This is a genomic window from Cedecea sp. VD22, assembly GCF_037150195.1.
In the GTDB taxonomy this organism is placed as follows: domain Bacteria; phylum Pseudomonadota; class Gammaproteobacteria; order Enterobacterales; family Enterobacteriaceae; genus Cedecea.
In genome coordinates this window covers 366,866-388,685 of record NZ_JBBCPX010000003.1, presented here as the reverse complement: position 1 = coordinate 388,685, position 21,820 = coordinate 366,866, and the positions used below count along the sequence as shown (strand labels likewise).

The window sequence follows — 21,820 nt, the reverse complement described above, 5'->3', positions numbered from 1 at the left end:
ATAATCAGCACATTAACTGGCTAAAAATAAACGCTATACTCGCGTTTCTCCACAGGGTTAACCGCGTAAGGATGCAAAGCTAATTATGGCTCAATCACATTTGCTGGCTGAAAGAATTTCTCGTCTCAGCCAGGCGCTGGAAAAGGGACTTTTTGAACGTCAGCACGCCGTTCGTCTCTGTTTGCTGGCGGCGCTGAGCGGCGAAAGCGTCTTTTTACTTGGTCCGCCAGGCATTGCAAAAAGCCTGATCGCCCGCCGCCTGAAATTCGCCTTTCGCGAAGCGCGCGCCTTTGAATATCTAATGACTCGCTTCTCAACGCCAGAAGAAGTTTTTGGCCCGCTTTCTATTCAGGCGCTGAAAGATGAAGGCCGCTATGAGCGCCTGACCGCCGGCTACCTGCCGGAAGCCGAAATCGTGTTTCTGGATGAGATCTGGAAAGCGGGCCCGGCAATTTTAAACACCCTGCTGACCGCCATTAACGAACGCCGCTTCCGCAACGGCGCCAGCGAAGAAAAAATCCCCATGCGCCTGCTGGTGGCCGCCTCTAACGAGCTGCCCGAAGCGGACAGCAGCCTGGAAGCGCTGTATGACCGCATGCTAATCCGCCTGTGGCTCGACAAAGTACAGGACAAAGCGAATTTCCGCTCAATGCTCATCAGCCAGCACGACGAAAACTTTAATCCGGTCACCGAAAACCTGCAGGTTACCGATGAAGAATATTTCACCTGGCAGCAGCAAATTGGCGGCGTCGAGCTGCCGGACGACGTTTTTGAACTGATCTTCACCCTGAGGCAGCTGCTTGAGGCCACGCCGGGGGCTCCTTATGTATCCGATCGCCGCTGGAAAAAAGCCATTCGTCTGCTGCAGGCCTGCGCCTTCTTTAACGGCCGCGATGCCGTGGCGCCTATCGATCTTATCCTGCTCAAAGACTGTCTGTGGCACGACACGGCAACCATGAATTTGATGCAGCAGCAGATTGAAGTTTTGATGACCGGCCACGCGTGGCAGCAGCAGGCCATTCTGAGCAAGCTCAGCGGCATCGTCCAGCGCCGCCTCCAGCTTCAGCAGCAAAGCAGCGATCGGGACGCTTTCACCGTGCTCAAGCAGACAGGCATGTTCAGCCGCAAGCCGCAGTATCAGCTCCCGGATGAGATAACCGGCGAAACGCTAACGCTTTTACTGCAAAAGCCGCTGAAACTGCACGATATCGAAGTGATTCATATCACCCTGGCGCGTGAGGCGCTGGCGCAGTGGCTTAATAAAGGAGGCGAGATCCGCGGCAAGTTGAACGGCATTGGTTTTGCGCAGTTGCTTAACCTTGAAGTGGACAACAGCCTGCACCTGACCATTCGCGATGTTAGCCTCCAGGCCACACGGCTGGCGCTGCCGGGCCACCAGCAACAGGGCGTACCGGATGAGATCAAAAAGCAGTTTGACGATCTCGACGCCGCGTTACACCAGCAGCACGAGCGCTTTAACGATCAGCAAAAATGCCTGTTTATTGAAAGCGACTGGCTGGGAAAAATTGAAGCCAGCCTGCAGGACGTTGCGGCACAGCTGAAACAGGCCCGGCAATGATAAGCGTTGAAACGCTGGATATGATCCTGACTATTGGTGAAGGCGAACTGATAGAAGAGATCATTATTACCCTGCTGGCTGCCCCGCAGCTGGCGGTGTTTTTCGAAAAATTCCCGCGTTTGAAAAAAGCAGTTAGTGAAGACTTACCTCGCTGGCGAGACCAGCTTAAAGGCCGACTGAAGGACGGACACGTCCCGGATGAGCTGGCGCAGGAAGTCCTTTGCTACCAGCAGAGTCAGTTACTCACCACCGGGCAGCTCATCATGCGGCTGCCGGAAATTATTCAGCTGCTGCATAAGCTCGGCTCGCCGTTCTATGAACAGGCCAAAACGCTGGTGGCTGATAACCCGCACTTCACCCCGGCGCAGCATACGCTGTTTCTGCAGCGCTGGCGGTTGAGCCTGGTTGTACAGGCCACGTCGCTTAACCAGCAGCTGTTAGAAGACGAGCGCGACAAGCTGCTGGCGGAGATTCAGGAGCGGCTGGCACTTAGCGGGCAACTGGACCCCGCACTTGCCGAAAACGATAAAGCAGCGGGCAAGCTGTGGGACATGAGCGGCGGCACGCTCAAGCGCGGGGACTATCAGCTGATTGTGCAATACGGCGAGTTTCTCACCGGCCAGCCCGAGCTGATGCAGCTTGCCGAACAGCTGGGCCGCTCCCGCGAGGCAAAATCGGTCCCGCGGAAAGATTCCCCCACGGAGCCCTGGCGTATGCTGGTTCGGGAACCTGCCACCGTGCCCGAACAGGTTGACGGCCTACAGCGCAGCGACGATATCCTGCGCCTGCTGCCGCCCGAACTGGCAACCCTTGGGATTACCGAACTGGAATTTGAGTTCTACCGCCGCCTGGTGGAGAAGCAACTGCTCACTTACCGTCTGCACGGTGACGCATGGCGTGAAAAAATCATCGAACGCCCGGTCGCCCATCAGGATTTTGACGAACAACCTCGCGGGCCATTTATTGTCTGCGTGGACACTTCCGGCTCCATGGGCGGGTTCAACGAGCAATGCGCAAAGGCTTTTTGCCTGGCGCTGATGCGCATTGCCCTCGCCGACAACCGGCGCTGCTTTATTATGCTGTTTTCCAGCGAAGTGGTGCGCTATGAGGTCAGCGGGCGGGACGGCATCGATCAGGCGATCCGTTTTTTAAGCCAGCACTTCAGCGGCGGGACGGATCTTGCCAGCTGTTTCCGCTCGATCCTGGAAAAAATGCAAACCGGAGACTGGCACGATGCCGATGCGGTGGTGATCTCAGATTTTATCGCCCAGCGGCTACCGGACGATGTCGTCAGCAGCGTGAAGGCGCTGCAGCGGCAGTATCAGAACCGCTTTCACGCGGTCGCCATGTCGGGGCATGGAAAACCCGGCATCATGCGCATCTTTGACCATATCTGGCGCTTTGACACCGGGATGAGAAGCCGCCTGCTGCGTCGCTGGCGGCGCTAAGACTCACAGCAGGTCGCTAACCTTAGCCTGCACTTCTGGCGACCAGACGCCGCACTGAACCTGGCCAATATGCGGCAGCTGAAGCAGCAGCATCGTCAGACGAGACTGGCCAATGCCGCCGCCGATGGTTTGCGGCATTTCACCTTTCACCAACGACTGGTGCCATTCGAGCTGGAGCCTGTCTTCATCTCCGGTGATCGCCAGCTGGCGCTTCAGGGTGTCCGCATCCACGCGGATCCCCATAGAAGAAAGCTCCAGCGCATCTTCCAGCACCGGGTTCCAGACCAGGATATCGCCGTTCAGCCCCGGTAAACCTGCTTCCCCGCCGGTTGACCAGTCATCATAATCCGGGGCGCGGACGTCGTGACGTTTCCCGTCCGACAGCTTGCCCCCGATACCGATTAAGAAGACCGCGCCAAGTTCTTTAGCGATAGCCCGCTCGCGGCCTTTTGCGTCCAGACCAGGGAAGCGCTGCAATAACGTTTCGCTGTGAACAAAATGGATTTTCTCCGGCAGCAAGGCGGCCAGGCCAAACCGTTCACTCACTTCAGCCTCGGTAGCCTTAATTGCCGCCCAGATGCTCTCTACGGTTTGTTTTAGCGTGCCGGTGTGGCGTTCGCCGTCACTCATCACGCGTTCCCAGTCCCACTGATCGACATAGACCGAGTGAATCGGGGATAAACGGTCTTCATCGGGGCGAAGAGCTTTCATGTGCGTGTAAAGCCCTTCGCCCGCGCTGAAGTCGTGCTGGCCGAGCGTTTTTCTTTTCCATTTGGCCAGCGAATGCACCACTTCAAACTGCGCCTGCGGCAAGGTTTTCACCTTCACCTGCACTGCTTTCTCGCTGCCAGAAAGGTTGTCCTGTGTGCCATCCCCTACGCGGCTGAGGATCGGCGCCTGTACTTCTATCAGGCCCAGCTTCTCTTCCAGTTGACGGGAAAAATGGGTTTTCACAAAACTGATCTGACGTTGTTTAGCAATCCAGGCGGTTTTCATGGCTTTTCTCTTTGTTGTGGTGTTTCTTCCATCGATTAAGCAAGAGAAACGTCATCGTATTCAATAATCAACAATAAAAAAGGCCAGCCTCTTTTTAATCGACGAATTTAAGGCTATAAAAAATGGAAAATCGGCATTTATCATAGGAAAAAGTGATGGATAATTATCAGATCGACAATCTCGATCGCGGCATACTCGAAGCATTAATGGCCAATGCCCGCACCGCATATGCAGAACTGGCCAAACAGTTTGGCGTCAGCCCGGGCACCATTCACGTCCGCGTCGAAAAGATGAAGCAGGCGGGGATCATTACCGGGGCGCGTATCGACATCAGCCCGAAGCAGCTCGGCTACGATGTCTGCTGCTTTATTGGCATCATTCTGAAAAGCGCCAAAGATTATCCCTCCGCTCTGACCAAGCTGGAAAACCTGGATGAGGTGACTGAGGCTTACTACACCACCGGCCACTACAGCATCTTTATTAAGGTGATGTGCCGATCCATTGATGCCCTCCAGCAGGTACTTATCAACAAGATCCAAACAATCGATGAAATTCAGTCCACTGAAACGCTGATCTCGCTGCAGAACCCGATCATGCGCACTATCCGGCCCTGATCGTTAATTTTAATACCCATATTATCCACAGGTAGATCCCCGCTCTTTCACAGCGTACAATACGCGACGATTTGAAAAGGCGGGACACAATGGCTGATATCACTCTGATTAGCGGCAGTACTCTGGGTAGTGCCGAATATGTAGCAGAACATCTGGCAGAGAAGCTTGAAGAAGCGGGACACGGCACTGAAATGCTGCATGGCCCTCTTTTAGAAGATCTTAAAGCCAGCGGTATCTGGCTGGTGGTCTCTTCCACACATGGTGCTGGCGATCTGCCGGACAACCTGCAGCCTTTCTATGACGCTATAAATGAACAGCGCCCGGATCTGAGCGACGTAAGCTATGGCGCGATCGGGATCGGCAGCCGTGAATACGACACGTTTTGCGGTGCTATAGAGAAGATCGATCTGCTTCTGACCGAATGCGGTGCAACCCGCATAGGATCCTTGCTCAAAATTAACATCCTCGATCACGACATTCCTGAGGATCCAGCCGAAATTTGGGTTGGTTCCTGGATTAATTTACTCCCTGAAGTGTAAAGATTGCGCGATCAGATGTGGATAACTCTGGTTAAAAGCTTGGATTAACCCGTAGTTATCCCAATAACAACCGCTGTTCACTTTTTGAGTTGTGCATAAACCTCAATTCTGATCCCAGCTTATACGGTCTGGGATCACCGGTAGTACACAGCAAACGATCCTTTCCAGGTTGTTGATCCTAAAATGGATAAATGGCTTATCCACAGAGGTGGTCGATCCTAATAAGAGATCACAATAAAGAGATCTTTAAATAAAAAAGATCTTCTTTTAATAACCGAAGATCCCGATGCTTTCTCGAAAGACTAAAGTTGAGTAGAATCCCCAGCCCGGGAAGTCACAAACCCTCATTCGCGAAACCGAGGCAGTTACCATGTTTTATCCAGATCCTTTTGACGTCATTATCATCGGCGGGGGTCATGCAGGCACAGAGGCGGCAATGGCCGCAGCTCGTATGGGTCAGCAGACCCTGCTTCTGACACACAATATCGACACGCTGGGACAGATGTCCTGTAACCCGGCTATTGGCGGTATTGGCAAGGGACATTTGGTTAAGGAAGTGGATGCTCTCGGTGGCCTGATGGCTACCGCGATCGATCATGCAGGCATTCAGTTTAGAATACTAAACGCCAGCAAAGGCCCGGCAGTCCGCGCCACTCGTGCTCAGGCAGACCGCGTGCTTTACCGTCAGGCCGTGCGCACCGCGCTGGAGAACCAGCCAAACCTGATGATTTTCCAGCAGGCGGTTGAAGATCTTATCGTTGAGAACGATCGTGTCGTCGGTGCGGTCACCCAGATGGGGCTTAAATTCCGCGCGAAAGCGGTTGTGCTGACGGTAGGCACCTTCCTGGATGGTAAGATCCACATCGGGCTGGATAACTACAGCGGCGGCCGTGCGGGCGATCCTCCGTCGATCCCGCTCTCACGTCGCTTACGTGAACTGCCTTTGCGCGTCAGTCGCCTGAAAACCGGGACACCTCCGCGCATTGACGCCCGCACCATTGATTTCAGCGTACTTGCTCCGCAGCACGGAGATAACCCGATGCCGGTCTTCTCCTTCATGGGGAACGTGAACCAGCACCCGGAGCAGGTACCTTGCTACATCACGCATACCAATGAGCAAACTCACGAGGTCATTCGTAATAACCTCGACCGCAGTCCAATGTATGCAGGGATTATCGAAGGCATTGGTCCTCGTTACTGTCCGTCTATCGAAGACAAAGTGATGCGTTTTGCCGATCGCAACGCGCACCAAATCTTCCTGGAGCCTGAAGGGCTGACCAGCAACGAGATTTACCCGAACGGGATCTCCACCAGCCTGCCCTTTGACGTTCAGATGCAAATCGTTCGTTCGATGAAAGGAATGGAGAATGCGAAGATCGTTCGCCCAGGCTACGCGATTGAGTATGACTTTTTCGATCCGCGCGATCTGAAACCAACGCTGGAAAGCAAATTTATCCAGGGGCTGTTCTTTGCTGGTCAAATCAACGGCACCACTGGTTACGAAGAAGCCGCTGCTCAGGGTCTGCTTGCCGGTCTCAATGCCGCTCGGTTCTCTGCCGAGAAAGAGGGTTGGGCACCGCGTCGCGATCAGGCTTACCTTGGCGTGCTGGTTGATGACCTGTGCACTCTGGGGACCAAAGAACCGTACCGTATGTTTACTTCCAGGGCTGAATATCGCCTGATGCTGCGTGAAGACAACGCCGACCTGCGTCTCACCGAAGCCGGTCGTGAGCTGGGTCTGGTGGATGATGCTCGCTGGGCTCGCTTCAACGACAAACTGGAAATGATCGAACGTGAGCGTCAGCGCCTGAAAGATATCTGGCTGCACCCGAACTCTGAGCAGGTAGCAGAGGTGAACGCGCAGCTCAGTGCCCCGCTTTCCAAAGAAGCTAACGGCGAAGATCTGCTGCGTCGCCCAGAAATGACCTACGCGGCGATGACGCAGCTGTCGACCTTTGCGCCAGGACTTCAAGATCCTCAGGCTGCCGAACAGGTCGAGATCCAGGTTAAATACGAAGGCTATATTGCACGCCAGCAGGATGAGATTGAAAAACAGCAACGCAATGAGAATACTGTGTTACCAGCCACGCTCGACTATAGTCAGGTGAGCGGGCTGTCTAACGAAGTGATCGCCAAACTTAACGATCACAAACCGGTTTCCATTGGCCAGGCATCGCGCATCTCGGGTATTACCCCTGCGGCAATCTCTATTTTGCTTGTCTGGCTTAAAAAACAAGGGCTGCTGCGACGCAGCGCTTAAAAACAGACGACAACAGGCCAGGCAATCCTGGCCTCTTTTTTTGATGGGTTTATGACGTGCTGACTAAATTATCTCGCCTGCTGAAAGAAGCGGGCATCACTCTCCCTGAAAATCAGCAGCAGCAACTGGTGGGCTATGTCTCGCTGCTCGACAAATGGAACAAGGCCTATAACCTCACTTCGGTGCGTAATCCTGATGAAATGCTGGTGCGGCATATTCTGGATAGCATCGTGGTCGAACCGCATTTGCAGGGCAGCCGGTTTATCGACGTTGGCACGGGCCCTGGTCTGCCTGGGATCCCGCTGGCAATCGTGCGCCCTGATTCGCATTTCACCCTGCTGGACAGCCTCGGCAAGCGTGTGCGATTCCTGCGTCAGGTCCAGCACGAGCTGAAGCTGGAAAACATTACTCCGGTACAAAGTCGCGTGGAGGATTTTCCGGCGGAACCTCCGTTTGACGGCGTTATCAGCCGGGCTTTTGCCTCGCTAAGCGACATGGTGAACTGGTGTCACCATCTGCCTGCTGCGCACGGGAAGTTCTATGCGCTGAAAGGGGTGCGTCCGGATGAAGAAATTACCCAACTGCCTGCCGGATTCACCGTTGAAAATATCGTCAAACTCAACGTGCCGAGCCTGGAAGGGGAGAGGCATTTGGTGCTGATTAAGGCAAACAAAACTTAATATTTATCAAAAAACGACGCGATAGAGATGTTTCACTGAGGTTAAAAAACGGCGGGGCGATCGATGTAATGGTTGGTTACATTTAACCAATCTTTAACTCGGATTTATCCTGCTTTTAACTTAAAAGTGATTAATTACCAGGGTAATAATTTTATTCGAAAATATCATCCGGCTAAAATTATGCCGAAAAACGGCCTTTGTCGGATGTTAAAAGTTTAACTGGAATGTCAATGAAAGGTTTTTATGATGTTTCAGCTTGTTTTAAACAGAGTGCACATTAATCAGCTTAATTATCAGTCATCTGTAATTAGTGCTTTCTTAAGCGGCAAAATAATGTCTGCCGATAAGATGTTTAATTTGTGATCGTGTGCACGCTTTGCTGTCAGGGATTTCGGCTTATTTGCACTTTTTGAGGAAGCCGATGCGATTCACCAAAAGTCAGAAAACGGCTCTGCGGAAAATTAATTAAACATTTGTTCACCTTTTCGCTACTTATTGTTTGAAATCACTGGGCCGCACCGTATAATTTGCTCGCTTTTTGAGGCTTGACTCAGCGTCGCAAAGACAGTTTTATACGACACGCGACATACCTCATAGGTAGCAGGAGTTAGGAAACGTCATGTCTGTGTCGCTCTTGAGTAAGAACGTAGCCCGCAAGCTTCTGTTCATCCAACTTCTGGCTGTGGTAGCAATTGGACTGCTGTTTTGCCTTAAAGCTCCTTCTTGGGGCGCTTCCGCTCTCGGTGGAGGCCTGGCGGTTTGGTTGCCAAACGCGCTGTTTATGATTTTTGCCTGGCGTCATCAGGCGCATACACCCGCAAAAGGCCGCGTGGCCTGGACATTCGCTTTCGGCGAAGTGCTAAAGGTGATTGCGACCTTCATCATTTTAGTGGTGGCGCTGGCGTACTTTAAGGCGGTGGTATTGCCGCTAATAGTGACGTGGGTTTCGGTGCTGGTTGTGCAGATACTCGCACCAGCTGTAATTAACAACAAAGGGTAAGAGGCATCATGTCTGCAGGAGAAATCTCTACACCGCAGGAGTATATAGGTCACCACCTGAATAACCTTCAGTTGGACCTGCGTACTTTCTCGCTGGTGGATCCGCATAACCCCCCGGCTACCTTCTGGACGCTCAACATCGACTCCATGTTCTTCTCAGTATTTCTGGGGCTGGTGTTCTTGGTGTTGTTCCGTAAAGTGGCGAAAACCGCAACCAGCGGCGTCCCGGGTAAATTTCAGACTTTTATCGAGCTGATTATTGGCTTTGTGCATGGCAGCGTGAAAGACATGTACCATGGCAAAAGCAAGGTTATCGCTCCACTCGCTCTGACGATTTTCGTCTGGGTCTTCCTGATGAACTTGATGGATCTGTTGCCTATCGATCTGCTGCCGCTTATCGGCGAGCACTTCTTAGGCCTACCAGCCCTGCGCGTGGTGCCGTCTGCGGACGTGAATATCACCCTGTCTATGGCGCTAGGCGTGTTTATCCTCATTCTGTTCTACAGCATCAAAATGAAAGGCATTGGCGGCTTCACGAAAGAGCTGACGCTGCAGCCGTTCAATCACTGGGCATTTATTCCTGTCAACTTAATCCTTGAAGGGGTAAGCCTGCTGTCCAAACCTGTATCACTGGGTCTGCGACTGTTCGGCAACATGTATGCCGGTGAGCTGATTTTCATTCTGATTGCAGGTCTGTTGCCGTGGTGGTCACAGTGGATTCTGAATGTGCCGTGGGCCATTTTCCACATCCTGATTATTACGCTGCAAGCCTTCATCTTCATGGTTCTGACGATCGTCTATCTGTCGATGGCGTCTGAAGAACATTAATTTACTTACCACTACTGCGTTTAACTGAAACAAACTTGGAGACTGTCATGGAAAACCTGAATATGGATCTGCTGTACATGGCTGCCGCTGTGATGATGGGTCTGGCGGCAATCGGTGCTGCGATCGGTATCGGCATCCTCGGGGGCAAATTCCTGGAAGGCGCTGCACGCCAACCAGATCTGATTCCACTGCTGCGTACTCAGTTCTTTATCGTTATGGGTCTGGTGGATGCAATCCCAATGATCGCTGTTGGTCTGGGTCTGTACGTGATGTTCGCCGTCGCCTAGTGAGCGATGTTTGAGTCATCTAGTAATATCAGAACGTTAACTAACAAAGAGGCATTGTGCTGTGAACATTAACGCAACAATCCTCGGCCAGGCCATCGCGTTTGTCCTGTTTGTTCTGTTCTGCATGAAGTACGTATGGCCGCCATTAATGGCAGCCATCGAGAAGCGTCAGAAAGAAATTGCTGACGGTCTTGCTTCTGCAGAACGTGCTCAAAAGGACCTTGACCTTGCACAGGCCAACGCGACCGACCAGCTGAAAAAAGCCAAAGCGGAAGCTCAGGTGATCATTGAGCAGGCGAACAAACGCCGTGCCCAGATCCTTGATGAAGCGAAAACTGAGGCAGAGCAGGAACGTAATAAAATCGTTGGGCAGGCTCAGGCAGAAATCGACGCTGAGCGTAAACGCGCTCGTGAAGAGCTGCGTAAGCAGGTCGCTCTGCTGGCAATTGCCGGTGCCGAGAAGATAATCGAACGTTCCGTAGATGAAGCTGCTAACAGCGACATCGTCGATAAACTGGTCGCTGAACTGTAAGGAGGGAGGGGCTGATGTCTGAATTTGTTACTGTAGCTCGCCCCTACGCCAAAGCAGCTTTTGACTTTGCCGTCGAACACCAGAGCGTAGACCGCTGGCAGAATATGCTGGCGTTTGCTGCCGAGGTAACGAAAAACGAACAAATGGAAGAGCTTCTTTCCGGTGCCCTGGCACCAGAAACGCTCGCAGATTCGTTCATCGCCATTTGCGGCGAGCAGCTGGACGCCAATGGCCAGAACCTGATTAAGGTGATGGCTGATAACGGTCGTTTAAAAGCGCTCCCGGATGTTCTTGAGCAGTTCGCGCATTTACGCGCGCTGAGTGAAGCGATTGCAGAGGTTCAGGTAACCTCTGCGGCTGAACTTAGCCATGAACAGCTTGCAAACATTACGTCCGCAATGGAAAAACGTCTGTCACGCAAAGTTAAGCTGAATTGCAAAATCGATAAGTCTGTTATGGCGGGCGTTATCATCCAGTCGGGTGATATGGTCATTGACGGTAGCGTACGCGGCCGTCTTGAACGCCTTGCAGACGTCTTGCAGTCTTAAGGGGACTGGAGCATGCAACTGAATTCCACCGAAATCAGCGAACTGATCAAGCAGCGCATTGCTCAGTTCAATGTTGTGAGCGAAGCTCATAACGAAGGTACAATTGTTTCTGTAAGTGACGGTATTATCCGCGTTCACGGCCTGGCCGATTGTATGCAGGGTGAGATGATTTCCCTGCCGGGTAACCGTTACGCTATCGCACTGAACCTGGAGCGCGACTCCGTAGGTGCGGTAGTGATGGGTCCATACGCTGACCTCGCCGAAGGCATGAAGGTTAAGTGTACTGGCCGTATTCTGGAAGTTCCGGTTGGCCGTGGCCTGTTGGGCCGCGTGGTGAACACCCTGGGTGCACCAATCGACGGTAAAGGTCCGGTTGATAACGATGGCTTCTCGCCAATCGAAGTTATCGCGCCAGGCGTAATCGAACGTCAGTCCGTCGACCAGCCGGTGCAGACCGGTTATAAATCCGTCGATGCGATGATTCCAATCGGCCGTGGCCAGCGTGAGCTGATCATCGGTGACCGTCAGACCGGTAAAACCGCGATGGCAATCGATGCCATCATCAACCAGCGTGACTCCGGTATTAAATGTGTGTACGTGGCTATCGGCCAGAAAGCGTCCACCATTTCTAACGTGGTTCGTAAACTGGAAGAGCACGGCGCACTGTCCAACACCATCGTTGTTGTGGCAACTGCTTCTGAATCCGCTGCACTGCAATACCTGGCACCATATGCTGGTTGCGCAATGGGCGAATACTTCCGTGACCGCGGTGAAGATGCGCTGATCGTATACGATGACCTGTCTAAACAGGCTGTTGCTTATCGTCAGGTTTCCCTGCTGCTTCGTCGTCCACCAGGTCGTGAAGCCTTCCCGGGCGACGTGTTCTACCTCCACTCCCGTCTGCTGGAGCGCGCATCCCGCGTTAACGCGGAATACGTGGAAGCTTTCACCAAAGGTGAAGTTAAAGGTAAAACCGGCTCCCTGACCGCTCTGCCGATCATCGAAACCCAGGCGGGTGACGTTTCTGCGTTCGTTCCAACCAACGTAATTTCGATTACCGATGGTCAGATCTTCCTGGAAACCAATCTGTTTAACTCCGGTATTCGTCCGGCAGTTAACCCAGGTATTTCGGTATCTCGTGTTGGTGGTGCTGCTCAGACCAAGATCATCAAGAAACTGTCCGGTGGTATTCGTACCGCGCTGGCACAGTATCGTGAACTGGCTGCGTTCTCTCAGTTCGCATCCGATCTGGATGAAGCCACCCGTAAACAGCTGAGCCACGGTCAGAAAGTGACCGAGCTGCTGAAACAGAAACAGTATGCCCCAATGTCTGTTGCACAACAGGGTCTGGTGCTGTTCGCGGCTGAACGCGGTTACCTCGAAGACGTGGAACTGGCGAAAATCGGTAGCTTCGAAGCCGCTCTGCTGGCTTACGCTGACCGTGATCACGCTCCGCTGATGCAAGAAATTAACCAGACCGGTGGCTATAACGACGAGATCGAAGGCAAGCTGAAAGGCATCCTCGACTCCTTTAAAGCAACCCAGTCCTGGTAACGTCTGGCGGCTTGCTCTAGGGCAAGCCGCAAGGCATTGAGGAGAAGCTCATGGCCGGCGCAAAAGAGATACGTAGTAAGATCGCAAGCGTCCAGAACACGCAGAAGATCACCAAAGCGATGGAGATGGTCGCCGCTTCCAAAATGCGTAAATCGCAGGATCGCATGGCGGCCAGCCGTCCTTATGCAGATACCATGCGCAAAGTGATTGGTCACCTTGCGAACGGTAATCTGGAATATAAGCACCCATACCTGGAAGAACGCGACGTTAAGCGCGTGGGCTACTTGGTGGTGTCGACCGATCGTGGTTTGTGCGGCGGTTTGAACATTAACTTGTTCAAAAAAGTGCTGGCGGATATGAAAGAGTGGTCCGATAAGGGCGTTCAGAGCGAACTCGCGATGATCGGCTCTAAAGGCGTTTCTTTCTTCAACTCCGTTGGCGGCAACGTGGTTGCTCAGGTTACCGGCATGGGAGATACCCCTTCCCTGTCTGAACTGATCGGCCCGGTGAAAGTGATGCTGCAAGCCTACGACGAAGGTCGTCTGGACAAGCTGTACGTTGTCAGCAACAAATTTGTTAACACCATGTCTCAGGTTCCGACCATCACTCAGCTGCTGCCGTTACCGGCATCAGAAGATGAGGATCTGAAGCGTAAATCCTGGGACTACCTGTACGAACCGGACCCGAAAGCGCTGCTGGACACCCTGCTGCGTCGTTATGTTGAGTCTCAGGTTTATCAGGGCGTCGTAGAAAACCTGGCCAGCGAGCAGGCCGCACGTATGGTGGCGATGAAAGCCGCAACCGATAACGGCGGCAGCCTGATTAAAGAGCTGCGGTTGGTATACAACAAAGCTCGTCAGGCCAGCATTACTCAGGAACTTACCGAAATCGTCGGTGGTGCGTCCGCGGTTTAAACCAGGTTTATTACCCTAAATAGTTCGGTTTGCAGAAAGACGCCAACTGAGCAAATCCTCAAGAGCTTACTTCAGTAAGTGACGGAGGTGAGGGAAGGCAGTCAACGCATCTGCAAATTGAAATATGACGGGTAAACGAATTACGTAGAGGATTCAAGATGGCTACTGGAAAGATTGTCCAGGTAATCGGCGCCGTGGTGGACGTCGAGTTCCCTCAGGACGGCGTACCGCGCGTTTATGACGCGCTTGAGGTACAGAACAACAATGAGAAGCTGGTGCTGGAAGTTCAGCAGCAGCTCGGCGGCGGTATCGTGCGTACCATCGCAATGGGTTCCTCCGACGGTCTGCGTCGCGGTCTGCAAGTCAATGACCTCGAGCACCCGATCGAAGTCCCGGTAGGTAAAGCGACCCTGGGCCGTATCATGAACGTGCTGGGTCAGCCAATCGACATGAAAGGCGACATCGGCGAAGAAGACCGTTGGGCTATTCACCGTGCAGCACCTTCCTACGAAGAGCTGTCCAGCTCTCAGGAACTGCTGGAAACCGGCATCAAAGTTATCGACCTGATTTGTCCGTTCGCTAAGGGCGGTAAAGTTGGTCTGTTCGGTGGTGCGGGCGTAGGTAAAACCGTAAACATGATGGAGCTGATCCGTAACATCGCGATCGAGCACTCCGGTTATTCCGTGTTTGCGGGCGTGGGTGAACGTACTCGTGAGGGTAACGACTTCTACCACGAAATGACCGATTCCAACGTTCTGGATAAAGTAGCACTGGTTTACGGCCAGATGAACGAGCCACCAGGTAACCGTCTGCGCGTAGCGCTGACCGGTCTGACCATCGCGGAAAAATTCCGTGACGAAGGCCGCGACGTTCTGCTGTTCGTTGATAACATCTACCGTTATACCCTGGCCGGTACAGAAGTATCTGCACTGCTGGGTCGTATGCCTTCTGCGGTAGGTTATCAGCCAACTCTGGCAGAAGAGATGGGTGTTCTTCAGGAGCGTATTACCTCCACCAAGACCGGTTCTATCACCTCCGTACAGGCCGTTTACGTTCCTGCGGATGACTTGACTGACCCGTCTCCGGCGACCACCTTTGCGCACCTGGACTCAACCGTTACGCTGAGCCGTCAGATCGCATCTCTGGGTATTTACCCGGCAGTTGACCCGCTGGACTCCACCAGCCGCCAGCTGGATCCACTGGTTGTTGGTCAGGAGCACTACGATACCGCTCGTGGCGTTCAGTCTATCCTGCAGCGTTACCAGGAACTGAAAGACATCATCGCGATTCTGGGTATGGACGAACTGTCCGAAGAAGACAAACTGGTTGTAGCACGTGCGCGTAAGATCCAGCGCTTCCTGTCTCAGCCATTCTTCGTAGCAGAAGTCTTTACCGGTTCTCCAGGCAAATACGTTTCGCTGAAAGATACCATCCGTGGCTTTAAAGGCATCATGGACGGCGAATACGACCATCTGCCAGAGCAGGCGTTCTACATGGTTGGCTCCATCGACGAAGCCGTTGAGAAAGCGAAAAAACTTTAACGCCTAATCGGAGGGTGACATGGCTATGACTTACCACCTGGACGTCGTCAGCGCGGAGCAGCAAATGTTCTCCGGTCTGGTCGAAAAGATCCAGGTAACGGGTAGCGAAGGTGAGCTGGGTATCTACCCAGGTCACGCCCCGCTGCTCACCGCCATTAAGCCTGGTATGATTCGCATCGTTAAACAGCACGGACATGAAGAGTTTATCTACCTGTCCGGCGGTGTTCTGGAAGTTCAGCCGGGTAACGTAACCGTCCTGGCTGACACCGCAATTCGCGGTCAGGATCTCGACGAAGCGCGTGCCCTGGAAGCGAAACGCAAAGCTGAAGAGCACATGCACAGCTCCCACGGTGACGTGGATTACGCTCAGGCTTCTGCTGAACTGGCTAAAGCGATCGCCAAACTGCGCGTTATCGAGTTAACCAAAAAAGCGATGTAACTACCTGCTTGAAAAGACAAATGCCAGTCCGGGAAACCTGACTGGCATTTTTTATTTCTCAGCTTTATTCCATGCTCAAAATAACCATAAAACCAGCTAGATAGCGGTTTTTTCGGGGTGTTTAGCCCCTGTTTCGGCCTTAATTCTTATGGATTCTGCCGCGATTACTGCTATAAAAGACGCAGATAATCTCAAGGCGGTGAAATTAGCAGCAACGTATTTTTTGGTGCAAAATATGTAGAATTTTCAAGGCTAAATCGCTTTACTTCACACACTAAACAGATTCAGGACACGTATGTCAAACAGCGCAATGAGCGTGGTTATTCTTGCCGCCGGCAAAGGAACCCGCATGTACTCAGATCTTCCAAAGGTGCTGCACACGCTGGCTGGGAAGCCAATGGTTCAGCATGTCATTGACGCCGCTAATAAATTAGGTGCTCAGCGGGTGAACCTAGTGTATGGCCACGGCGGGGATCTGCTAAAGCAAACCCTGAACGACGGCTCGCTTAACTGGGTACTGCAGGCGGAGCAGCTGGGAACCGGCCACGCGATGCAGATGGCGGCACCGTTCTTTGCCGATGACGAAGACATTCTGATGCTGTACGGCGATGTGCCGCTGATCTCCGTCGAAACTTTACAGCGCCTGCGTGAAGCTAAACCGCAGGGCGGCATTGGTTTGCTGACCGTTAAGCTTGATGATCCGACCGGCTATGGCCGCATTGCGCGGGAAAATGGCAAGGTCGTTGGCATCGTTGAGCATAAAGACGCCAGTGAAGAACAGCGCAAAATCAATGAAATCAACACCGGGATTCTGGTGGCTAACGGCGCAGATCTGAAACGCTGGCTCGGCAAGCTGGATAACAACAACGCCCAGGGCGAGTTTTACATCACGGACATTATTGCTCTGGCTCATGGTGAAGGGCGTGAGATTGCCGCCGTTCATCCGGATCGCCTGAGTGAAGTTGAAGGCGTGAATAACCGCCTGCAGCTTTCTCGCCTGGAACGCGTTTACCAGACGGAGCAGGCCGATAAGCTGCTGCTGGCGGGCGTTATGCTCCGCGATCCGGCTCGGTTCGATCTACGCGGTGAATTCACGCACGGGCGCGATGTTGAAATAGATACTAATGTCATTGTGGAAGGCCGCGTTACGCTGGGTAACCGCGTGAAGATTGGGACCGGCTGCGTGATTAAAAATGCCGTTATCGGTGATGACTGCGAAATCAGTCCGTATACGGTTATTGAAGATGCGACGCTTGAAGCCGCTTGCACCATCGGGCCATTTGCCCGCCTGCGCCCTGGCGCGGAACTAGCGGAAGGCGCTCACGTGGGCAACTTCGTTGAAATGAAGAAAGCTCGTCTGGGGAAAGGTTCTAAAGCGGGCCATTTGAGCTACCTCGGTGATGCCGAAATTGGCGACAACGTGAACATCGGTGCAGGCACAATTACCTGCAATTACGACGGCGCGAACAAACATAAAACGATCATTGGCGATGACGTGTTTGTTGGCTCTGATACTCAACTGGTGGCCCCGGTTACCGTGGCCAGCGGTGTCACCATTGGCGCCGGGACGACAGTGACGCGCGACATTGCTGAAAATGAACTGGTGATCAGCCGCGTAAAACAGAAACACATTCAGGGCTGGCAGCGTCCGGTTAAGAAAAAGTAATTTCCCCTCACCCTAACCCTCTCCCCAAAGGGAGAGGGAACTGGACTGAGATGGCTTTCCCTTCCTCTCTAAGGGCCAGGGAGCTGAACAAAACACAGATTTCCTCCCTCTCCCTTCCAGGGAGAGGGCTGGGGTGAGGGGCGTTCTTGAAAACGCCCCTCCCAAAGGCAGTAACCATAAAAATAACCCCACTCTCTACAAGGCTCGGGGCTCCGGAAAACCGGAATAAACAGGTCAGCGACAACACATGGCTAACGCCATTATCAGGACTTAAAAATTATGTGTGGAATTGTTGGCGCAGTGGCGCAACGTGATATCGCTGAAATCCTTCTCGAAGGGCTTCGTCGTCTGGAATACCGCGGGTACGACTCTGCGGGCCTGGCGGTTGTTGACGACAAAGGTCACATGACCCGTCTGCGTCGTCTGGGTAAAGTACAGAAACTGGCGGAAGCAGCGGAAGAAACGGCTCTGCATGGCGGCACCGGGATTGCCCATACCCGTTGGGCAACGCACGGCGAACCTTCAGAAATTAATGCTCACCCACATGTTTCCGACCACATTGTGGTCGTACACAACGGTATTATCGAAAACCACGAGCCGCTGCGTGAAGCGCTGCAGTCTCGCGGCTACACGTTTGTCTCCCAGACGGATACCGAAGTTATTGCTCATCTGGTGCATTGGGAACTGGAGCAGGGTGGCACGCTGCGCGACGCTGTCCTTCGCACTATTCCTCAGCTTCGCGGCGCTTATGGCACCGTAATCATGGATACCCGTAACCCGGATGTGCTGCTGGCCGCGCGTTCCGGTAGCCCGATGGTCATCGGCCTGGGCATGGGTGAAAACTTTATCGCCTCCGATCAGCTGGCGCTGCTGCCGGTGACCCGCCGCTTCATCTTCCTTGAAGAGGGCGATATCGCCGAAGTGACGCGCCGCGCAGTGACCGTTTTTGATACCAAAGGCGAGCAGGTTCAGCGCCCGGACATCGAATCCAATCTGCAGTATGACGCGGGCGACAAAGGCATTTACCGTCATTACATGCAGAAAGAGATCTACGAGCAGCCGAACGCCATCAAAAACACCCTGGCCGGGCGCATCAGCCACGGTGAAGTGGATTTGACGGAGCTGGGGCCAAAAGCCAATGAAATGCTCTCTCAAGTTGAGCATATTCAAATCGTAGCCTGCGGTACGTCCTATAACTCAGGCATGGTTTCCCGCTACTGGTTTGAAGCGCTGGCCGGCGTGCCTTGCGATGTCGAAATCGCCTCTGAATTCCGCTACCGCAAATCTGCGGTGCGCCGCAACAGCCTGATGATCACCCTTTCCCAGTCTGGCGAAACGGCGGACACCCTCGCGGCGCTGCGCCTTTCCAAAGAGCTGGGCTATCTCGGTTCGCTGGCGATTTGTAACGTGGCAGGCTCTTCTCTGGTGCGTGAATCCGACCTGGCGCTGATGACCAATGCCGGAACGGAAATCGGCGTGGCCTCAACCAAAGCGTTTACCACTCAACTGACCGTATTGTTGATGCTGGTGGCTAAGCTGAGCCGCCTGAAAGGCGCTGATGCACAGGTTGAGCAAGATATCGTACATGGCCTGCAGGCGCTGCCAAGCCGTATCGAGCAAATGCTGTCCCAGGACAAACGCATTGAGCAGCTGGCGGAAGATTTCTCTGACAAACATCATGCGCTGTTCCTTGGTCGTGGCGATCAGTACCCGATCGCCATGGAAGGTGCGCTGAAGCTGAAAGAGATCTCCTATATTCACGCTGAAGCCTATGCGGCAGGCGAGCTGAAGCACGGCCCGCTGGCGCTGATCGATGCTGATATGCCGGTTATCGTTGTGGCTCCGAACAACGAGCTGTTGGAAAAACTGAAATCCAACATCGAAGAGGTTCGCGCCCGCGGTGGCCAGCTGTATGTGTTCGCCGACCGTGACGCCGGCTTTACCAGCAGCGACAACATGCACATCATCGAGATGCCGCATGTGGAAGAGGTTATTGCGCCTATCTTCTACACCGTGCCGCTGCAACTGCTGTCCTACCACGTGGCGCTGATCAAAGGCACCGACGTGGATCAGCCGCGTAACCTGGCGAAATCAGTAACGGTTGAGTAATTTTTTGTCACTAATCAGTCGCGATTAGCGGATGGAAAAGCCGTTTCTCACCAGATCAATAATGCTATAAACGAAGCTAACCTCGGGAGAAATACCGGGTTAGCTTTCGCATCCACCCTGCGAACGGCGAGTTTGCAGGGTGTTTTTATTTCTGAGCGGGAAACAACAAATGTCGGCAAACAAACCTCACTGTCGGCTGGTCAAGCCGCAGCCAGTATTTATAGGCAAGCAGGGGCTTTCTTATCAGGTAGGTGTTTCAAAGGAGGCCGTCGATTCACAGCATATCCATATGCAGCTGGCGACCATACCTCCTCGTTCGCAGGCTAAAGCCCACAAGCACGAACACCATGAAACCGCAATTTATGCCCTGAGCGGAACTTCGTCGGTGCTTTATGGCGATGGGCTGGAGCATTTTCTTGAGCTTCCCGCCGGCAGTTTTCTTTATATCCCAATGGATACCCCGCACCTGCCTTACAACAATACCGATGAGCCTGCGGTGGTGATTATTTCGCGGACCGATCCTAACGAGCAGGAGAGCGTGGTGATGATGCCCGAGCTGGACAGAGACGTGCTCTAGCGTCGCCGGATAAATTGTCGCGGAGTCATAGAGAAGCCCTCTACGCAGTTGAGGGCTTTTTTGTTATTTAATTTTCTGGGCGAGTTCATCAATCTTGCGGGAAAGCTGCTCGTTATCCCGCTTCAGGCTGTCCATTTTGGATTGCTGCTCATTGGCTTTACTTTCCATTTGAGACAGTTTGTTTTTCATCTCATCCAGCCTGGTTTCCTGCTCATCTATTTTCCTGACGCTACCGTCGTAATTTGACTGCAACTTTTCCAGGCGATCCTTCATCTCGACAATTGTGCTTTCCTTAATCGATGTAGGGACGAGGGTATTACTTCCTGAAAAGGTGGCGAGCGTTGAGCTGAAACTATCCGTATTACGTGCTTCAACGGCATCAGCGTAAACGGTAGAGGCTGTCATAATGAGTGATATCGTACATAATACAGACAGATAGGCTTTCATTTTTAAACACCTTTTTAAATAAACTGAATTTAATGATGCTTTAAAAAACATGGGGTTGTGTGTTTTTTTATGGCGCTGAGCGGATTGTCATAAAACTGTCATAATTCGTACATTTAACTGTCACCAAACTGTCCTATTTTCTACCCTGTATTCAATTAAACAACAATTTACGAACATCTGGCAGGAGACATTATGAACGTTATGCGTACCACTGTCGCAACTGTTGTCGCCGCGACCTTATCTCTGAGCGCTTCTACTGCGTTTGCAGCTGCAAGCCTGACTGGCGCTGGTGCAACCTTCCCTGCGCCGGTGTATGCCAAGTGGGCAGATACCTACCAGAAAGAAACTGGTAACAAGGTGAACTACCAGGGTATCGGTTCCTCCGGCGGCGTGAAGCAAATCATTGCTAACACCGTTGACTTCGGCGCTTCTGACGCCCCTCTGGCGGATGACAAATTACAGCAAGAAGGCCTGTTCCAGTTCCCTACCGTAATCGGTGGCGTAGTGCTGGCGGTTAACCTGCCTGGCTTCAAGTCTGGCGAGCTGGTTCTGGACGGCAAAACCCTGGGTGACATCTACCTGGGTACCATCAAAAAATGGAACGACCCGGCGATTGCTAAGCTGAACCCAGGCCACAAACTGCCGGATCAGAACATCGCGGTTGTTCGTCGTGCTGACGGCTCCGGTACTTCCTTCGTGTTCACCAGCTACCTGTCTAAAGTGAACGAAGAGTGGAAATCTAAAATTGGCGCAGGCTCTACCGTTAACTGGCCAACCGGTCTGGGCGGCAAAGGCAACGACGGCATCGCAGCCTTCGTACAGCGTCTGCCAGGCTCCATTGGCTACGTTGAATACGCTTATGCTAAGCAGAACAACCTGACTTACACCAAGCTGCTGTCCGCTGACGGTAAGCCAGTTAGCCCGACCGAAGCAAACTTTGCTAACGCGGCTAAAGGCGCTGACTGGAGCAAATCCTTCGCACAGGATCTGACCAACCAGAAAGGTGACGAAGCGTGGCCAATCACCTCCACCACCTTCATCCTGGTCCACAAAGAGCAGAAAAACCCTGAGCAGGGCGCAGAAGTGCTGAAGTTCTTTGACTGGGCATACAAATCTGGCGCGAAAGAAGCTAACGCCCTGGATTACGCAACGCTGCCAGCCTCTGTGGTTGAGCAAGTTCGCGCTGCATGGAAGACCAATGTAAAAGACAGTTCCGGTAAGGCGCTGTACTAAGTGCAAAAATCTGGGGTAACAGGTATGTTA

The 21,820-nt window shown here is 53.0% G+C and carries 21 protein-coding genes; 19 read left to right on the top strand and 2 right to left on the bottom strand.

Going from position 1 to position 21,820, the window contains the following annotated elements; all coding sequences use genetic code 11:
• Positions 1 to 85 precede the first annotated feature (85 nt).
• Positions 86 to 1,579: an ATPase RavA gene (ravA, locus tag WFK85_RS10080; protein WP_166994949.1), complete on the top strand. Its 1,494-nt coding sequence runs from the start codon at positions 86 to 88 to the stop codon at positions 1,577 to 1,579.
• Complete coding sequence (viaA, locus tag WFK85_RS10075) at positions 1,576 to 3,027, top strand: ATPase RavA stimulator ViaA (protein ID WP_166994947.1); 1,452 nt, start codon at positions 1,576 to 1,578, stop codon at positions 3,025 to 3,027. Before ravA ends, viaA begins: the two co-directional genes overlap by 4 nt.
• A gap of 3 nt (positions 3,028 to 3,030) precedes the next feature.
• Here viaA and asnA read toward each other — a convergent pair whose 3' ends face one another.
• Entirely contained in the window at positions 3,031 to 4,023 is a 993-nt protein-coding gene (asnA, locus tag WFK85_RS10070; RefSeq protein ID WP_336706702.1) for an aspartate--ammonia ligase, read from the bottom strand.
• A 155-nt stretch (positions 4,024 to 4,178) separates the two neighbouring features.
• Here asnA and asnC point away from each other — a divergent pair, with 155 nt between their 5' ends.
• The 16 genes from asnC (at position 4,179) to WFK85_RS09990 (ending at position 20,110) form a co-directional block, all read left to right on the top strand.
• A complete protein-coding gene (asnC, locus tag WFK85_RS10065; protein WP_008457765.1) occupies positions 4,179 to 4,637 on the top strand; it encodes a transcriptional regulator AsnC in 459 nt (152 codons plus the stop codon).
• Positions 4,638 to 4,726: 89 nt separating this feature from the next.
• The gene (mioC, locus tag WFK85_RS10060; RefSeq protein ID WP_008457762.1) at positions 4,727 to 5,176 is read left to right on the top strand and encodes an FMN-binding protein MioC; all 450 of its coding nucleotides are present in this window, start codon (positions 4,727 to 4,729) and stop codon (positions 5,174 to 5,176) included.
• 370 nt (positions 5,177 to 5,546) lie between these two features.
• Positions 5,547 to 7,436: a tRNA uridine-5-carboxymethylaminomethyl(34) synthesis enzyme MnmG gene (mnmG, locus tag WFK85_RS10055; RefSeq protein WP_008457760.1), complete on the top strand. Its 1,890-nt coding sequence runs from the start codon at positions 5,547 to 5,549 to the stop codon at positions 7,434 to 7,436.
• Between the two features lie 56 nt (positions 7,437 to 7,492).
• The gene (rsmG, locus tag WFK85_RS10050; RefSeq protein WP_008457757.1) at positions 7,493 to 8,116 is read left to right on the top strand and encodes a 16S rRNA (guanine(527)-N(7))-methyltransferase RsmG; all 624 of its coding nucleotides are present in this window, start codon (positions 7,493 to 7,495) and stop codon (positions 8,114 to 8,116) included.
• A 619-nt stretch (positions 8,117 to 8,735) separates the two neighbouring features.
• Positions 8,736 to 9,116, top strand: a complete 381-nt coding sequence (gene atpI / locus WFK85_RS10045) for a F0F1 ATP synthase subunit I (protein ID WP_008457755.1) — start codon at positions 8,736 to 8,738, stop codon at positions 9,114 to 9,116.
• Between the two features lie 8 nt (positions 9,117 to 9,124).
• Positions 9,125 to 9,943, top strand: a complete 819-nt coding sequence (gene atpB / locus WFK85_RS10040) for a F0F1 ATP synthase subunit A (RefSeq protein ID WP_008457754.1) — start codon at positions 9,125 to 9,127, stop codon at positions 9,941 to 9,943.
• 47 nt (positions 9,944 to 9,990) lie between these two features.
• Positions 9,991 to 10,230: a F0F1 ATP synthase subunit C gene (gene atpE / locus WFK85_RS10035; protein ID WP_000429386.1), complete on the top strand. Its 240-nt coding sequence runs from the start codon at positions 9,991 to 9,993 to the stop codon at positions 10,228 to 10,230.
• Between the two features lie 61 nt (positions 10,231 to 10,291).
• Entirely contained in the window at positions 10,292 to 10,762 is a 471-nt protein-coding gene (atpF, locus tag WFK85_RS10030) for a F0F1 ATP synthase subunit B (protein ID WP_008457751.1), read from the top strand.
• Between the two features lie 14 nt (positions 10,763 to 10,776).
• On the top strand, positions 10,777 to 11,310 hold the full coding sequence (gene atpH / locus WFK85_RS10025) for a F0F1 ATP synthase subunit delta (RefSeq protein WP_039299001.1): 534 nt from the start codon (positions 10,777 to 10,779) through the stop codon (positions 11,308 to 11,310).
• Positions 11,311 to 11,322: 12 nt separating this feature from the next.
• Positions 11,323 to 12,864 carry a F0F1 ATP synthase subunit alpha gene (gene atpA, locus WFK85_RS10020; RefSeq protein ID WP_008457747.1) on the top strand — a complete coding sequence of 514 codons (1,542 nt, stop codon included), beginning with the start codon at positions 11,323 to 11,325 and terminating at the stop codon, positions 12,862 to 12,864.
• Positions 12,865 to 12,914: 50 nt separating this feature from the next.
• On the top strand, positions 12,915 to 13,778 hold the full coding sequence (gene atpG, locus WFK85_RS10015; protein ID WP_008457744.1) for a F0F1 ATP synthase subunit gamma: 864 nt from the start codon (positions 12,915 to 12,917) through the stop codon (positions 13,776 to 13,778).
• A 158-nt stretch (positions 13,779 to 13,936) separates the two neighbouring features.
• A complete protein-coding gene (atpD, locus tag WFK85_RS10010; RefSeq protein WP_008457741.1) occupies positions 13,937 to 15,319 on the top strand; it encodes a F0F1 ATP synthase subunit beta in 1,383 nt (460 codons plus the stop codon).
• A gap of 19 nt (positions 15,320 to 15,338) precedes the next feature.
• On the top strand, positions 15,339 to 15,758 hold the full coding sequence (locus tag WFK85_RS10005) for a F0F1 ATP synthase subunit epsilon (RefSeq protein WP_008457739.1): 420 nt from the start codon (positions 15,339 to 15,341) through the stop codon (positions 15,756 to 15,758).
• A 295-nt stretch (positions 15,759 to 16,053) separates the two neighbouring features.
• Positions 16,054 to 17,424: a bifunctional UDP-N-acetylglucosamine diphosphorylase/glucosamine-1-phosphate N-acetyltransferase GlmU gene (glmU, locus tag WFK85_RS10000; RefSeq protein ID WP_166994941.1), complete on the top strand. Its 1,371-nt coding sequence runs from the start codon at positions 16,054 to 16,056 to the stop codon at positions 17,422 to 17,424.
• A 279-nt stretch (positions 17,425 to 17,703) separates the two neighbouring features.
• Complete coding sequence (gene glmS / locus WFK85_RS09995; protein ID WP_166994939.1) at positions 17,704 to 19,533, top strand: glutamine--fructose-6-phosphate transaminase (isomerizing); 1,830 nt, start codon at positions 17,704 to 17,706, stop codon at positions 19,531 to 19,533.
• A 169-nt stretch (positions 19,534 to 19,702) separates the two neighbouring features.
• Positions 19,703 to 20,110: a cupin domain-containing protein gene (locus WFK85_RS09990; protein WP_166994937.1), complete on the top strand. Its 408-nt coding sequence runs from the start codon at positions 19,703 to 19,705 to the stop codon at positions 20,108 to 20,110.
• Between the two features lie 63 nt (positions 20,111 to 20,173).
• Here the strand turns inward: WFK85_RS09990 and WFK85_RS09985 are convergent, their stop codons facing one another.
• Positions 20,174 to 20,557, bottom strand: a complete 384-nt coding sequence (locus WFK85_RS09985; protein WP_157141406.1) for a hypothetical protein — start codon at positions 20,555 to 20,557, stop codon at positions 20,174 to 20,176.
• Between the two features lie 192 nt (positions 20,558 to 20,749).
• Here WFK85_RS09985 and pstS point away from each other — a divergent pair, with 192 nt between their 5' ends.
• Entirely contained in the window at positions 20,750 to 21,790 is a 1,041-nt protein-coding gene (pstS, locus tag WFK85_RS09980; protein ID WP_008457728.1) for a phosphate ABC transporter substrate-binding protein PstS, read from the top strand.
• The last annotated feature ends 30 nt before the right edge of the window (positions 21,791 to 21,820 follow it).

Bases quoted from the DNA above. Each gene is read 5' to 3' on its own strand.
- asnA (WP_336706702.1), bottom strand. From the start codon at position 4,023: ATGAAAACCGCCTGGATTGCTAAACAACGTCAGATCAGTTTTGTGAAA.
- WFK85_RS09990 (WP_166994937.1), top strand. From the start codon at position 19,703: ATGTCGGCAAACAAACCTCACTGTCGGCTGGTCAAGCCGCAGCCAGTA.
- viaA (WP_166994947.1), top strand. From the start codon at position 1,576: ATGATAAGCGTTGAAACGCTGGATATGATCCTGACTATTGGTGAAGGC.
- mnmG (WP_008457760.1), top strand. From the start codon at position 5,547: ATGTTTTATCCAGATCCTTTTGACGTCATTATCATCGGCGGGGGTCAT.
- atpH (WP_039299001.1), top strand. From the start codon at position 10,777: ATGTCTGAATTTGTTACTGTAGCTCGCCCCTACGCCAAAGCAGCTTTT.
- glmS (WP_166994939.1), top strand. From the start codon at position 17,704: ATGTGTGGAATTGTTGGCGCAGTGGCGCAACGTGATATCGCTGAAATC.
- ravA (WP_166994949.1), top strand. From the start codon at position 86: ATGGCTCAATCACATTTGCTGGCTGAAAGAATTTCTCGTCTCAGCCAG.
- WFK85_RS10005 (WP_008457739.1), top strand. From the start codon at position 15,339: ATGGCTATGACTTACCACCTGGACGTCGTCAGCGCGGAGCAGCAAATG.
- mioC (WP_008457762.1), top strand. From the start codon at position 4,727: ATGGCTGATATCACTCTGATTAGCGGCAGTACTCTGGGTAGTGCCGAA.
- glmU (WP_166994941.1), top strand. From the start codon at position 16,054: ATGTCAAACAGCGCAATGAGCGTGGTTATTCTTGCCGCCGGCAAAGGA.
- atpE (WP_000429386.1), top strand. From the start codon at position 9,991: ATGGAAAACCTGAATATGGATCTGCTGTACATGGCTGCCGCTGTGATG.
- pstS (WP_008457728.1), top strand. From the start codon at position 20,750: ATGAACGTTATGCGTACCACTGTCGCAACTGTTGTCGCCGCGACCTTA.
- atpG (WP_008457744.1), top strand. From the start codon at position 12,915: ATGGCCGGCGCAAAAGAGATACGTAGTAAGATCGCAAGCGTCCAGAAC.
- atpB (WP_008457754.1), top strand. From the start codon at position 9,125: ATGTCTGCAGGAGAAATCTCTACACCGCAGGAGTATATAGGTCACCAC.
- asnC (WP_008457765.1), top strand. From the start codon at position 4,179: ATGGATAATTATCAGATCGACAATCTCGATCGCGGCATACTCGAAGCA.
- atpD (WP_008457741.1), top strand. From the start codon at position 13,937: ATGGCTACTGGAAAGATTGTCCAGGTAATCGGCGCCGTGGTGGACGTC.
- WFK85_RS09985 (WP_157141406.1), bottom strand. From the start codon at position 20,557: ATGAAAGCCTATCTGTCTGTATTATGTACGATATCACTCATTATGACA.
- atpA (WP_008457747.1), top strand. From the start codon at position 11,323: ATGCAACTGAATTCCACCGAAATCAGCGAACTGATCAAGCAGCGCATT.
- atpI (WP_008457755.1), top strand. From the start codon at position 8,736: ATGTCTGTGTCGCTCTTGAGTAAGAACGTAGCCCGCAAGCTTCTGTTC.